The sequence below is a fragment of the Amycolatopsis sp. cg9 genome (assembly GCF_041346945.1).
In the GTDB taxonomy this organism is placed as follows: Bacteria; Actinomycetota; Actinomycetes; order Mycobacteriales; family Pseudonocardiaceae; genus Amycolatopsis.
The window spans coordinates 1,587,437-1,599,955 of the sequence record NZ_CP166850.1; the positions used below are offsets into that span (position 1 = coordinate 1,587,437).

General features: G+C 71.4%; 13 protein-coding genes. 3 read left to right on the forward strand and 10 right to left on the reverse strand.

Annotated elements, in window-relative coordinates:
- Positions 1-25: 25 nt before the first annotated feature.
- The gene (locus tag AB5J73_RS07165; RefSeq protein WP_370968915.1) at positions 26-1,693 is read left to right on the forward strand and encodes a cytosine permease; all 1,668 of its coding nucleotides are present in this window, start codon (positions 26-28) and stop codon (positions 1,691-1,693) included.
- A 46-nt stretch (positions 1,694-1,739) separates the two neighbouring features.
- On the opposite strand, the gene AB5J73_RS07170 is transcribed toward AB5J73_RS07165, so the two are convergent.
- Complete coding sequence (locus AB5J73_RS07170; protein WP_370968916.1) at positions 1,740-2,450, reverse strand: TetR/AcrR family transcriptional regulator; 711 nt, start codon at positions 2,448-2,450, stop codon at positions 1,740-1,742.
- A gap of 89 nt (positions 2,451-2,539) precedes the next feature.
- On the opposite strand from AB5J73_RS07170, the gene AB5J73_RS07175 reads away from it, so the two are divergent.
- Positions 2,540-3,640: a lipase family protein gene (locus tag AB5J73_RS07175; RefSeq protein WP_370972982.1), complete on the forward strand. Its 1,101-nt coding sequence runs from the start codon at positions 2,540-2,542 to the stop codon at positions 3,638-3,640.
- A 54-nt stretch (positions 3,641-3,694) separates the two neighbouring features.
- On the opposite strand, the gene AB5J73_RS07180 is transcribed toward AB5J73_RS07175, so the two are convergent.
- From AB5J73_RS07180 to AB5J73_RS07210, 7 genes are read right to left on the reverse strand one after another with little or no spacing between them, the layout of a single operon-like run.
- Complete coding sequence (locus AB5J73_RS07180; RefSeq protein WP_370968917.1) at positions 3,695-4,261, reverse strand: hypothetical protein; 567 nt, start codon at positions 4,259-4,261, stop codon at positions 3,695-3,697.
- Positions 4,262-4,287: 26 nt separating this feature from the next.
- Complete coding sequence (locus AB5J73_RS07185) at positions 4,288-4,989, reverse strand: urease accessory protein UreD (protein WP_370968918.1); 702 nt, start codon at positions 4,987-4,989, stop codon at positions 4,288-4,290.
- Positions 4,986-5,675, reverse strand: a complete 690-nt coding sequence (gene ureG, locus AB5J73_RS07190; RefSeq protein ID WP_370968919.1) for an urease accessory protein UreG — start codon at positions 5,673-5,675, stop codon at positions 4,986-4,988. Before ureG ends, AB5J73_RS07185 begins: the two co-directional genes overlap by 4 nt.
- Complete coding sequence (locus AB5J73_RS07195; protein ID WP_370968920.1) at positions 5,665-6,345, reverse strand: urease accessory protein UreF; 681 nt, start codon at positions 6,343-6,345, stop codon at positions 5,665-5,667. The genes ureG and AB5J73_RS07195 overlap by 11 nt, the downstream gene beginning before the upstream one ends.
- On the reverse strand, positions 6,345-8,060 hold the full coding sequence (locus tag AB5J73_RS07200; protein WP_370968921.1) for an urease subunit alpha: 1,716 nt from the start codon (positions 8,058-8,060) through the stop codon (positions 6,345-6,347). The genes AB5J73_RS07195 and AB5J73_RS07200 overlap by 1 nt, the downstream gene beginning before the upstream one ends.
- 1 nt (position 8,061) lies before the next feature.
- Entirely contained in the window at positions 8,062-8,367 is a 306-nt protein-coding gene (locus AB5J73_RS07205; protein ID WP_086856315.1) for an urease subunit beta, read from the reverse strand.
- A gap of 12 nt (positions 8,368-8,379) precedes the next feature.
- Positions 8,380-8,682, reverse strand: coding sequence for an urease subunit gamma (locus tag AB5J73_RS07210; RefSeq protein ID WP_125307962.1), 303 nt, complete (start codon positions 8,680-8,682; stop codon positions 8,380-8,382).
- A 289-nt stretch (positions 8,683-8,971) separates the two neighbouring features.
- Here AB5J73_RS07210 and AB5J73_RS07215 point away from each other — a divergent pair, with 289 nt between their 5' ends.
- A complete protein-coding gene (locus tag AB5J73_RS07215; RefSeq protein ID WP_370968922.1) occupies positions 8,972-10,120 on the forward strand; it encodes a citrate synthase 2 in 1,149 nt (382 codons plus the stop codon).
- A gap of 58 nt (positions 10,121-10,178) precedes the next feature.
- Here the strand turns inward: AB5J73_RS07215 and AB5J73_RS07220 are convergent, their stop codons facing one another.
- Positions 10,179-10,766, reverse strand: coding sequence for a TetR/AcrR family transcriptional regulator (locus AB5J73_RS07220; RefSeq protein WP_370972985.1), 588 nt, complete (start codon positions 10,764-10,766; stop codon positions 10,179-10,181).
- Positions 10,767-10,780: 14 nt separating this feature from the next.
- The gene (locus tag AB5J73_RS07225; RefSeq protein ID WP_370972988.1) at positions 10,781-12,475 is read right to left on the reverse strand and encodes an SDR family oxidoreductase; all 1,695 of its coding nucleotides are present in this window, start codon (positions 12,473-12,475) and stop codon (positions 10,781-10,783) included.
- Between the last annotated feature and the right edge of the window lie 44 nt (positions 12,476-12,519).

Consider the following 12,519-nt stretch of genomic DNA (forward strand, 5'->3'; position numbering starts at 1 on the left):
GTTCCCCACCACCCCGGAGGCAGGCATGACCGAGACCCTGTCCAGCGCCGAAGAAAGCGCCCCGCCGAAACGCCGCTACGCCCCGCTCGCGGCCAACGAAAACCGCGAGGACTACTCACTGCGCTTCGCCGCTCATTCGTTCCGGAAATGGTCACCGTTCGTGGTCGCGACGACGGCGCTGGGCGGTATCGCCTACCTCGCCGATTTCGCGATCGGCGCCAGCATCGTCCTTTCCTACGGGTTCACGTCCGGGGTCCTCGCGATCCTCGCCGCCGCCGTCGTGATCTTCGTGACCGGTGTGCCCATCGCGGCCGCCTGCGCGAAGTCCGGTGTGGACATGGACCTGCTGACCCGCGGAGCCGGCTTCGGCTACTTCGGGTCGACGCTGACGTCGCTGGTCTACGCGAGCTTCACCGTCATCTTCTTCTCCCTCGAAGGCTCGATCATGGGCCAGGCCTTCGAGCTCGCCCTCGGCATCCCGCTGCCGATCGGCTACCTGCTCGCCACGCTGATCGTGCTGCCGTTCGCGCTCTACGGCATGGGCGCGGTCGCGAAGATGCAGACCTGGACGCAGCCGCTCTGGATCGCCGGGCTGGTGCTGCCGTTCGTCGTCGTGCTGGTCCGCGAGCCGGGCAAGTTCGCCGAGTTCGCGCACTTCGCGGGCACCGACGGCGCCGGCTCGGGGTTCTCGGCGATCGGGTTCGGCCTCGGCATGGGTGTCGCGCTGTCGCTGATCGGGCAGATCGGCGAACAGGCCGACTACCTGCGGTTCATGCCCGAGAAGACCGCCGAGAACAAGCGGTCGTGGTGGGCCGCGGTGCTCGCCGCCGGCCCCGGCTGGGTGATCCTCGGCGCCGCGAAGCAGATCGGCGGGGCGCTGCTGGCGTTCCTCGCGCTCGGCGTCGTCGGGAAGACGCACGCGCTCGAGCCGATCGCGCCGTACCTGGAAGCGGTGAAGCCGGCCCTCGGCCCGGTCGCGCTGACGTTCGCCGCGCTGTTCGTCGTCGTCTCGCAGATCAAGATCAACACGACGAACGCGTACTCGGGCTCGCTGTCGTTCGCGAACTTCTTCTCCCGCGTGCTGCACAAGCACCCCGGCCGCGTCTGGTACGTGCTGGTGAACTGCGGGATCGCGCTCGCGCTGATGGAGTTCGGCGCGTTCGGCTTCCTGAACAAGATCCTGGGCTTCTACTCGAACGTCGCGATCGCGTGGATCGGCGCGGTGTGCGCCGACCTGGTGATCGCGAAGCCGCTCGGGCTTTCGCCGCGCTACATCGAGTTCAAGCGGGCCTACCTGCACAAGATCAACCCGGTCGGGTTCGGCTCGATGCTCGTCGCGTCGGCGGTGTCGATCGTGGCGTACTTCGGCGCGTTCGGGCCGTTCCTGGCCGCGTTCAGCCCGCTGCTCGCCCTGCTCATCGCCATCGTGCTGGTGCCGACGCTCGCCGTCGCGACGAAGGGGAAGTACTACCTGGCGCGGGAGAACACCGTCGCCACCCCGGACGCCGACCTGCGCGCAACGCACACCTGCTCGACCTGCGGCGACCCGTACGAGCTGCCGGACGTCGCGGACTGCGCGAAGCAGGACGGCCCGATCTGCTCGCTGTGCTGCACGCTCGACAACACCTGCCACGACGTGTGCCAGACGACCGGCCCGGTCGCGCTGGGCCTGCCGGCGGTCCGGACCCCGTGAAGTCCGTGAAGGCCCGGTACCCGCGTCCGCTGCGGGTGCCGGGCCTTCACGTTGGCCGGTTTCCCCCCTGGTCCCCCTCCCGGCTCGACTCCTTCACGTCCGGGGCGGCGCCGGGGTTGCCCGGCATTTCCGAGATCTTTTCCGGCCGCATGATGGCCGCCAGCATCAGCGCGCGCAGCTCCGCGCCGACGTCTTCGACGGGCAGCGGCGGCTCGTGCGCCTGCCACTCGCGCAGCAGGCCGGTGGCCGCGCCGACCAGCGCGATCGCCGTCAGCCGGTAGTCGCGGTCGGGCGCGGCGCCGAGTTCGGCCGCGCGCCGCGCCTCCGTCTCGATGAAGGTCGCCCAGCGGTCGACCCAGACCTGGTGCTGCTCCTCCAGCTCCGCGCTGACGCCGACCGCTTCCACGTAGTTGAGCCGGGGCAGCCGGGGGTCGACGGTGACCGTGTCGATGAAGACGTCGAGCAGCGTGGCGATGCGGGTCATGGCGTCGGCGTCGGCGACCTCGTCGAGCGCGGCGGTGACGTGTTCGAGCGCGAGCATGTTGATCCGGTCGTGGAGGATGCGGAGCACGTCCTCCTTGCCGGTGAACTCCTCGTAGAAGTTCCGCGTCGAGACGCCGGCGTGGCCGCACACCTCGGTGATCTTCGTGTGCCGGAAGCCGGCGGAGGTGAACAGCTCGAGGCCGGCCGTGAGCAGTCGCTCGCGGCGGTCGGCGCGACGTTGCTCGGGTGCGACGCCGCCGTACGTACGAGCCACCGGTTGTCTCCTCCTTCTGAGGGATTGCCAGATCCTACCGGGCTGGCTACTTTGTGAAAACTTCGATTACCAAAGAGCCGGAGGCAATGATGCTTCGTCGGTTGCTGGTCGCCGTCACCCTCCTTTTCGTGGCCGCGGCGCCGGCCGCGCAGGCCGATCCGGGCGCGGTGCTCTCCGCGCAGCCGACCACGGTGTTCGTCGGCCCGTTCCCGGCCCCGGTCAAGGCGTGGCACCTCGTCTACCGCTCGACGTCGGCGACCGGCGCGCCGACCGCGGTGTCCGGGACGCTCCTGGTCCCGCCGGTGCCGTGGCTGCGCGGCGGCCCGCGCCCGCTGATCACGTACGCGGTGGGCACCCACGGCCTCGGCGACCAGTGCGCGCCCTCTTCCTTGCTGGCGCGGGGCGCCGAGAACGAAAGCGCGCTGCTCGCGCAGGCGCTGTCGCAGGGCTGGGCGGTCGTCGTCACGGACTACGAAGGCCTCGGCACGCCGGGGACGCACACGTACGCGGTCGGCCGGTCCGAAGGCCACGCGGTGCTGGACGCGGCCCGGGCGGCCTCCCGCGTACCCGGCGCCGGGTTGTCGGCCGCCGGCCCGGTCGGCGTGTTCGGCTACTCGCAGGGCGGCCAGGCGGCGGCGTGGGCGGCGGAACTGCAGGCGTCGTACGCGCCTTCGCTGAACGTCGTCGGTGTCGCGGCGGGCGGGGTGCCGGCGGACTTGACCGAAGTGTTCCGCTTCAACGACGGCGGCCCGGCCTTCGGCCTGGTCCTGGGCGCGGCCACGGGTTTCGCGGCGGCCTACCCGGACGTGCCGTTCGAGTCCATCCTCAACGACCGCGGCCGCGAAGCGGTGGCACGGGTCTCGCAGGCGTGCACGATCGAACTCGGCGCGGCGGCGCCGTTCGCGCACCTGCAGGACTTCGTGACGGTGCCGGACCCGATCCACGACCCGCGCTGGCAGGCCCGGCTGGCGGAGAACTACCTGGGCACGACGGCCCCGAAGGCGCCGGTGTACCTGTACCACGGAACGCTCGACGAGCTGATCCCGTTCAGCGTCGGGACGGCGTTGCGCGACCGCTGGCAGTCCCGCGGCGCGGCCGTCACCTGGCAGGAGTTCCCGCTCCTGGAACACATCGGCGGCGTCTCGCTCGGCGGCCCGGCGGCGATGACCTGGCTGGGCACGAAGTTCTGAGGATTCCGTTCGCCGGGGACGGCGCAGGGGGCCTTCCCCGGCGAACGGTGCGGTTCAGCCGCGGGCGACCGCGCCAATGAGCCGGGAGTGCCGCGCCAGCAGCTCCCGGTACGTCGTGATGACGTCGTCGTCGAAGGCGTCCGGCCAGTTCGTCTTCGAATGCCACGGGTACGGCACGCCTTCTTCCTTCCACCGCAGGTGCGACACGCGCCAGGCGTTGTAGTGCTCGACGAACTGGTGGAAGGAGGCGGGGAAGTCGTCCTCCTCGATCAGGTGGGACTTGGTCGCCAGCAGCTGCTGGACCGCGGCGTTGCGGGGCATCAGGTCGTGGTCGACCCAGAAGAGCCACAGGTCGAGGTCCTTCTGCGGGACCGGGCGGTCGGCACCGAAGACGTGCGGCCGCCCCAGTGTCGTCAGCAGGTCGCGGAAGGACGCCTTCCCTTCGTAGATCAGCACGGCGAGCGGGCCGTAGAGCTCCTCGAGCTGCTTCTCGACGTGGGCGAGCCGCGCGGTGAGGCGGATGCGCCGCCGTTCGGACCGCGCGTTCAGCAGGTTGCTCACGAACCAGCCGACGATCGAGACCGACCCGGCGATGACGGCGACGACGACGGCTGCGTTCATCCGACCTCCAGCTTCCCGGCCACAGCCTACGGCGACAACGCCTTCAAGGCCGTCACCGCGTCGGGCGCCAGCGAAGTCGTCAGGGTGCCGCCCCCGGCCAGCGGGGTGCGGGACCACCACTCGCCCGACGCCGCCGGGTGGTCCGGGCCGCCGACCACCAGGTCCGTGGCCAGCACCCGGCGGCCCGCCAGCACCGCCAGGCTCGCGTCCAGCCCCGCGTCGCCGACCGAAAGCGTCTGGCGCAGCACCGGAACCCCGCCCCGGGTGACCGACTGCGTGGTCGTCAAGGACCCCGGCGCCTCCCCCGCGCGGCCGAGCACCAGCACCTCCCGGGTGCGCAAGTACGCGTCGGAGGCCAGCTCCCCGCGGAAAACCGCCGTGTGGCGGGCCCGGGCGGTGATCACCGTCGGCTCCGGCAGGTACTCCAGCGAGCCGCCCGGCTCCACGACCACGTCCACAGTGGACAACGACGCCTCGCCGTGGAGACCCGGCAGCGCCAAGGTGGCCGCCACGCCGGACAACCGGAGGGACGCGCCCGGACCCACGTGGACGGTGAGCAGCAGGTCGTCGCCGCCCAGCGGGGAGGTCGCCGAGTTGACCAGGTGGACCACCGCCGTCGAACCGCGGCCCCGGCGCGGGAACAACGTCAGCGGCGCCATCGAACGCAGCTCGCGCAGGACCGTCCGCGAGCCGTCGAAGCACGCCGTCAACCGGGCGTGGGCCTTCACAGCAGGGAACGGACCCAGGCCGCGACGTCCGGCGCGTCGGGAGTGTCCACAAGGGACTGTGTGATGACCGGCAGCTCGCCCCGCATCCGGTGCGCGTCCGACGTCATCACCGCCATGTCCGCGTTCACCAGGTGCGCGATGTCGATCTTGTTGATCACCAGCAGGTCCGCCGTCGTCACGCCGGGGCCGCCCTTGCGCGGCACCTTGTCGCCGCCCGCCACGTCCACCACGAAGATCTGGCTGTCGGCCAGGCCGCGGCTGAACACCGCCGTCAGGTTGTCGCCGCCGCTCTCGATGATCACCAGGTCCAGGCCGGGGAACTTCTCCTCCAGCCGCTCGACCGCGTCCAGGTTCGCGGTGATGTCGTCGCGGATCGCGGTGTGCGGGCACGCGCCCGTCTGCACCGCCTCGATCCGCGCCGGGTCCAGCACGCCCGCGCGACGCAGGAAGTCCGCGTCCTCGGTCGTGTAGATGTCGTTCGTCACCACCGCGAGGTTGATCTCGTCGCCGAGCGCGCGGCACAGCGCCGCGGTCAGCGCCGTCTTGCCGGAGCCGACCGGGCCGCCGATGCCGATCCGGTACGCGCGGCCCGCGGTGGGCGCCGCGTCGTAGTGGTCGGGTTCGGCGGCCGTCGGGTCGAAGTTGACCTCGTGGAAGTGTCCGTGGCCGTGGCCTTCAGCTGGCAAAGAGACGCACCTCTTCCTGGTGGTGCCGGGCGTGCGCCTCGGCGAACAGGTCCAACGCGGGCGAGCCCGGCGACGGCAGCGACGCCGGATCGTCCCCCGCCACGGCCGCCGCTTTCGAACAGACGGACTCGAGATCCAGGCGCGCCACGACGGCGTTGACCGCGAAAGGATCCAGTCCCAGCAGCCGAACGGCCGCGCTCGCCGGCCCGCTCACCGCCAAGTAGGCGACGGCCATCGCGGCGTCGTACGGCGCCCCGCCCGCGACGCCGACCAGCGCGCCCAGCACCACCGGGTGGTGCGGTCGCGGGGTCTCCGCCACCAGCGCGTCCAGCACCGGGGACGGCCACGCGATCCGCCCGGCCCGGGCGGTCCCCCGCCCCTGGGCCCGTGACGCCGCACGCTGCGCGAGCGACGGCGTCCGCGCGTCCAGCTCGGCGTCCAGGAGCAACCAGTGTCCACTGGGGACAGTCCGCGAAGCCGCGTGCGCCGAAGCCGCCGCGAAAACGGCCGCCAGGAAGCCCGCCGTCCGCAACCGGCCGGACAGGAACCCCGGCAGGTCGCGCACCGAAGTCACCAGTCGCCGGGAGACGACTTCCTCCAGCCCGCCACTGTGGACGTGCCCGCCGCCGGGGAAGCGGGAGTCCGCGAGGATCAGCGCCGAGAGGTCCATCAGAACAGGAAGTACCGTTGCGCCATCGGCAGTTCGGTCACCGGCTGCGGTTCGATCAGCTCGCCGTCGACGTGCACGGCGAAGCTGTCCGGCTCGACGCGGACGTCCGGGGTGGCGTCGTTGAGCACCATGTCCGCCTTGGTCCGCGCGCGCATGTCCGACACGGCGACCAGCGGCCGCGTGATGCCGAACGTCTCGCGCAAGCCGCTGTCCAAAGCGGACGGTGCCACGAAGTGCAGGCTCAGCGCCGCCCCGATGTTCGCCCCGAACATGGGGCGGGCCACGACCGGCTGCGGCGTCGGGATGGACGCGTTCGCGTCGCCCATCGCCGCCCACGCCGGGAAGCCGCCCTTCAGCACCACGTGCGGGCGGACACCGAAGAACTTCGGCTCCCACAGGACGAGGTCCGCGAGCTTGCCGACCTCGACCGAGCCGATCTCGGTCTCCATGCCGTGCGCGATGGCCGGGTTGATCGTGTACTTGGCGACGTAGCGGCGCGCGCGCAGGTTGTCGGCCGCGCCGTCGCCGGGCAGCGCGCCGCGGCGGCGTTTCATCACGTGCGCGGTCTGCCACGTCCGGATGATCACCTCGCCGATCCGGCCCATCGCCTGCGAGTCCGAGCTCATCATCGAGATGGCGCCCAGGTCGTGCAGGACGTCCTCGGCCGCGATCGTGGTCGGCCGGATGCGGCTCTCGGCGAAGGCGAGGTCCTCGGGCACCGACGGGTTGAGGTGGTGGCAGACGACCAGCATGTCGAGGTGCTCGTCGAGCGTGTTGGCGGTGTGCGGCCGGGTCGGGTTGGTCGACGACGGCAGCACGTTCGGCAGCGAGACGACCTGGATGATGTCCGGCGCGTGCCCGCCGCCGGCGCCTTCGGTGTGGTACGCGTTGATCGAGCGCCCGCCGATGGCGTCCACAGTGGACTCCAGGAACCCGGCCTCGTTCAGCGTGTCGGTGTGGATCGCCACCTGGACACCGGCTTCGTCGGCCACGGTCAGGCAGGCGTCGATGGCGGCCGGCGTCGTACCCCAGTCCTCGTGCAGCTTGAAGCCGCCCGCGCCGGCCGCGAGCTGCTCGCGCAAGGCGTCGTGCCGGACGGTGTTCCCCTTGCCCAGCAACAGGACGTTGACCGGGTAACCGTCCATGGCGGACAGCATCCGGCCGAGGTTCCACGCGCCGGGCGTGACGGTGGTGGCCTTCGTGCCCTCGTTGGGCCCGGTGCCGCCGCCGACCAGGGTGGTCAGCCCGGCCGCCAGGGCCGTGTCGACGAGCTGCGGGCAGATGAAGTGGACGTGGCAGTCGATGCCGCCCGCGGTGAGGATCTTGCCGTTGCCGGACAGCACCTCGGTCGACGGCCCGATGACCAGGGCCGGGTCGACGCCGTCCATCGTGTCCGGGTTGCCCGCCTTGCCGATGCCGACGATCCGGCCGTCGCGCACGCCGACGTCGGCCTTGACGACGCCCCAGTGGTCGAGGATCACCGCACCGGTGATGATCAGGTCGGGGGTGCCCTCGGCGCGGGTCGCCGTGCCCTGGCCCATCGATTCGCGGATGACCTTGCCGCCGCCGAACAGCACCTCGTCGCCGGAGCCGCCGGGCCCCATCGAGCGGTCTTCGGTGACTTCGATCAGCAGGTCGGTGTCGGCGAGCCGGATCCGGTCGCCGGTGGTCGGGCCGAACAGCTCGGCGTAGCGCTCGCGGTCGATCTGCGGCATTTCAGAACTCTCCGGAAAATTCGGTCCGCAAGCCCGGAACGCGGCGGGCCCCGGCGAGCGGCACGAGATCGACTTCGCGTTCGACCCCCGGTTCGAAGCGCACGGACGTGCCGGCCGGGACGTCGAGCCGGTGGCCGCGGGCGGCGTCGCGGTCGAATTCCAGGCCGGGGTTGACTGCGGCGAAGTGGTAGTGCGAGCCGACCTGGACCGGCCGGTCGCCGAGGTTGCGGACCAGGAGCCGGACCCGCGGGCGGCCGGGGTTCAGCTCGACCGGCTCGTCGCCGGGAATGATCTCACCTGGGTGCATCCGTCCCCTCCCTCACACGATCGGGTCGTGCACGGTGACGAGCTTCGTGCCGTCCGGGAACGTGGCCTCGACCTGCACGGAATCGACCATCTCGGGCACGCCGTCGAGCACCTGCGCCCGCGAGAGCACGCTCCGGCCGCTGGCGACGAGCTCACTGACCGTGCGCCCGTCCCGGGCCCCTTCGAGGACGTGGTCGGTGATCAGCGCGACCGCCTCGGGGTAGTTCAACCGGACGCCGCGGTCCAGCCGCTTCCGCGCGACGTCCGCCGCCACGTGGATGAGCAGCTTGTCGCGCTCCTGCGGGCTGAGGTGCATCCGCTAGGTCTATCACCCGGACCACGGCGGCGCCTGGTTCGGAAACATACCTTTAACCTGGGCTTCGTCACACTGAGTGGTGAAAATTCTCCCGTCGGACGGCCTCGGTGACTGAATCGTTCTCGTAATCGTGACCGAAACCACCGCTTCTTTCGATTGCCCCCCGGCGATCGAGGGAGCAAGGTCTATCCATCCGTGCGATGGCGCGCGCGTTCCGTGCGCATTTCCGTCCGCGCGTGCACCACCACCAAGACGGGGAAAAAAGCGCACCGAAAGGTTCCGCGAAACAGTGACTACCTCCACGATCAGCAAGCCACAGCCGTCCGGCCAACCCGACGACGGCTTCCGACCGGGTCTGGAGGGCGTCGTCGCCTTCCACACCGAAATCGCCGAACCCGACCGGGACGGCGGTGCGCTGCGCTACCGCGGCGTCGACATCGAGGACCTCGCCGGCAAGGTGACCTTCGGTGACGTGTGGGGCCTCCTCGTGGACGGCCGGTTCGGCCACGGCCTCCCGCCGGCCGAGCCGTTCCCGCTGCCGGTGCACACCGGCGACGTCCGGGTGGACGTCCAGGCCGCGCTGGCCATGCTCGCGCCGATCTGGGGCTACCGCCCGCTGCTCGACATCACCGACGAAGAGGCCCGCGAACAGCTGGCCCGCGCCTCGGTGATGGCCCTCTCCTACGTCGCGCAGTCGGCGCGCGGCATCGGCCAGCCCGCCGTGCCGCAGGCGCGCGTCGACGAGGCCCACTCGATCACCGAGCGGTTCCTGATCCGCTGGCGCGGCGAGCCCGACCCGGCGCACGTCAAGGCACTCGACGCGTACTGGGTGTCGGCCGCTGAGCACGGCCTCAACGCCTCGACCTTCACCGCGCGCGTCATCGCCTCCACCGGCGCCGACGTCGCGGCGGCCATGTCCGGCGCCATCGGCGCGATGTCGGGCCCGCTGCACGGCGGCGCGCCGGCGCGCGTGCTGCCGATGATCGAAGAGGTCGAACGCTCCGGCGACCCGGCCGGCCTGGTGAAGGGCATCCTGGACCGCAAGGAACGCCTGATGGGCTTCGGCCACCGCGTCTACCGCGCCGAAGACCCGCGGGCGCGCGTGCTGCGCCGGACGTGCAAGGAGCTCGGCGCGACCCGCTACGAGGCGGCCGCGGCGCTGGAGCAGGCGGCGCTGAAGGAGCTGCGCGAGCGGCGCCCGGACCACCCGATCGAGACGAACGTCGAGTTCTGGGCCGCGGTCATCCTGGACTTCGCCCAGGTCCCGCCGCACATGATGCCCGCGATGTTCAGCTCGGCCCGCACCGCCGGCTGGGCCGCGCACATCCTGGAGCAGAAGCGCACCGGACGTCTGGTGCGGCCGTCGGCCAAGTACGTCGGCCCGGCGCCCCGCACCCCCGAGGACGTCGAGGGCTGGGAACTGGTCACCAAGCACTGACCCCCGTACCCGCGCACTTTCACGTGAAAGTGAACCGGAGGAACCCTCCACCTCACTTTCACGTGAAAGTGCCGGCTTGGTCGTGGGCGGCGGTGGCGGCGAGCATTGCCGTGAGCTGGTCGACCAGCCACGTGTCCAGGTGCTCGTGCGGGAGCGTGCGTTCCTGGAGCCAGGACAAGAGGGCGCCCTCGACGACGGCGGTCCAGCAGCGCAGGGTGAGAGACAGCAGGGGCGAGGGATCGGTGACGCCGAGGGCGTCCAGGATCAGGGCCACCGCGCGGTTGCGGACCTCGTCGATCGCCGCGTCCGTGTCCGACGTCGCGATCACCGAACCGCTGCGCAGCAACGCGATGTACCCGGCCCGGTAGTGGTCGGCGACGTCGATCAGGCCGCGGACAGCCGCCTTCAACCGGGCTTCGGGCGGGCCTTCCTCGAGCCCGGCCAGGCCGTCGATGAGGCCGTCGGTGACCGTGCGCAGGGCCTGCACCTGCAGCTCGCGCAGGCTCGGGAAGTACCGGTAGAACAACGGCCTCGAAACCTCGGCGCGCGCGACGATGTCGTCCACCGTGACCAGTTCCGGCGCCCGCGAGCCGAACAGGTCGAGCGCGGCGCGGATCAGGTCGTCGCGGCGGGCCTGCGGCGACATCCGCCGCGGGCGGCTCACGGCGTCAGGTCCAGCTTCGCCGCCGCACGCAGCAATCCGGGCGTCAGTCGCGAAAGGACCAGCGCCACCTTCGCCTCCGGAGTGGACGGTGCGATCGCGGTGTCCTTCTCCACCGCTCGCAGGATGTCCTTCGCGACGCCCTCCGGGCCGAACCCGCGTCGCGCGTAGAGCTTGGAGCTCTGCTGCTGACGCCGTCGCTGCTCCGCTTCGGACACCCCGACGAACGTCGTCGTGTTGGTGATGTTGGTCTTCACGATCCCCGGGCACACCGCCGTGACGCCGATCCGGTGCGCGGCCAGCTCGGCGCGCAGGCCGACGCTCAGCGCCAGCACGGCGGACTTCGTCGTGGCGTACGCGGTCAGGATCTTCGACGGCAGGTAGGCGGCCGCGGAGGCGAGGTTGACGATCTGGCCGCCTTCCCCGCGCTCGGCGAGCATCGGCGCGAACGCGCGGCAGCCGTGGATCACGCCCCACAGGTTGACGTCGATGACGCGCTCCCAGTCCTCGACGGACGTGTCGAGGAACGGACCGGACATCCCGATGCCGGCGTTGTTGACCACGATGTCCGGGACGCCGTGGTTGTCGCGGACGTCCTGGGCGAAGCGGTGCACGGCCTCGCCGTCCGAAGAGTCCACTGTGTACTCGGCGACGCCGTGTCCGTCCAGCAGCTTCAGGGTTTCCGCCGCCGCGGCCTGGTCGATGTCGGTGACGATGACGTCGGCACCTTCGGCGGCGAAGGCGAGCGCGGTGGCCCGGCCGATCCCGCTGCCGGCGCCGGTGACGACGACCAGCTTGTGCGCGAAGCGGCCGGTCCCCACGCGCGCCTGGCGCAGGGCCCGGCTTTCGGCGCCGGTCTCGGCGTACTCGATCAGCTCGGCGGCGGCGCGGGCGACCACGTCCGGCTTGGCGCGGGTGACCCAGTGCGTCCCGACGATCAGCCGGATCCGCAGGTCCGGCACCCAGCGGGCGACCTCGGTCTGCAGCGGGGTCGTGACGTAGGCGTCGCCGGTCGGGGCCAGCACCTGCACCGGGACGTCGGCGGGCCGCGGGGCGGGCCGCGAAAGCCGGGTGAACATGTTGGCGCGGTAGAGCTCGAGCCCGTGTTGGCCGTCGGACTTGTCCGGGGGCGCCGCGTCGGGTTCCATGCGCTGGATCTGCTTGCCCAGCAGGCCGGTGCGCCACAGCACGTCCGGGATCAGCGGGAGCTGGAACGCGAGGATGTACCACGAGTGCAGGAACTGGCTCAGCGCGTTCTTGAGGCGCTTCGGTGTCGGGCGCGTGAGCTGCGCGCGGAACCAGGCGCCCGCGTGGTCGAGGCTCGGCCCGGAGATCGACGTGTAGGACGCGATCCGGCCGCACAGCCCGTCGCCGGTGACGGCGTGCCAGGTCTGGATCGAGCCCCAGTCGTGGGCGACCAGGTGCACCTTCCCGGCCGGCTGCACCGCCTCGACGACCGCGCGCAGGTCGTCGGCCAGCTGGTCCAGCCGGTAGGACGAGCGTCCCGATGGCTTGTCCGACTGTCCGGCCCCGCGCACGTCGTAGGTGACGATGCGGTGCTTCGCCCCGAGTGCGGCAGCCACCCCGCCCCACATCGAGCTGTTGTCCGGGTAGCCGTGCACGAGCACGACCGTGGGCCCGTCGTCGCGGCCGTCGATGTGGACCGAGAGGCGGACACCGTCGCTGGCGGTCACCCACTTGTGAGACATTCTGTCATGTTAGACAACCTGTCAACAGC

Coding starts and splice junctions, on each gene's coding strand:
- AB5J73_RS07200 (WP_370968921.1), bottom strand. CDS start 8,060: ATGCCGCAGATCGACCGCGAGCGCTACGCCGAGCTGTTCGGCCCGACC.
- AB5J73_RS07205 (WP_086856315.1), bottom strand. CDS start 8,367: ATGCACCCAGGTGAGATCATTCCCGGCGACGAGCCGGTCGAGCTGAAC.
- AB5J73_RS07195 (WP_370968920.1), bottom strand. CDS start 6,345: ATGGACCTCTCGGCGCTGATCCTCGCGGACTCCCGCTTCCCCGGCGGC.
- AB5J73_RS07165 (WP_370968915.1), top strand. CDS start 26: ATGACCGAGACCCTGTCCAGCGCCGAAGAAAGCGCCCCGCCGAAACGC.
- AB5J73_RS07180 (WP_370968917.1), bottom strand. CDS start 4,261: ATGAACGCAGCCGTCGTCGTCGCCGTCATCGCCGGGTCGGTCTCGATC.
- AB5J73_RS07175 (WP_370972982.1), top strand. CDS start 2,540: ATGCTTCGTCGGTTGCTGGTCGCCGTCACCCTCCTTTTCGTGGCCGCG.
- AB5J73_RS07210 (WP_125307962.1), bottom strand. CDS start 8,682: ATGCACCTCAGCCCGCAGGAGCGCGACAAGCTGCTCATCCACGTGGCG.
- AB5J73_RS07220 (WP_370972985.1), bottom strand. CDS start 10,766: ATGTCGCCGCAGGCCCGCCGCGACGACCTGATCCGCGCCGCGCTCGAC.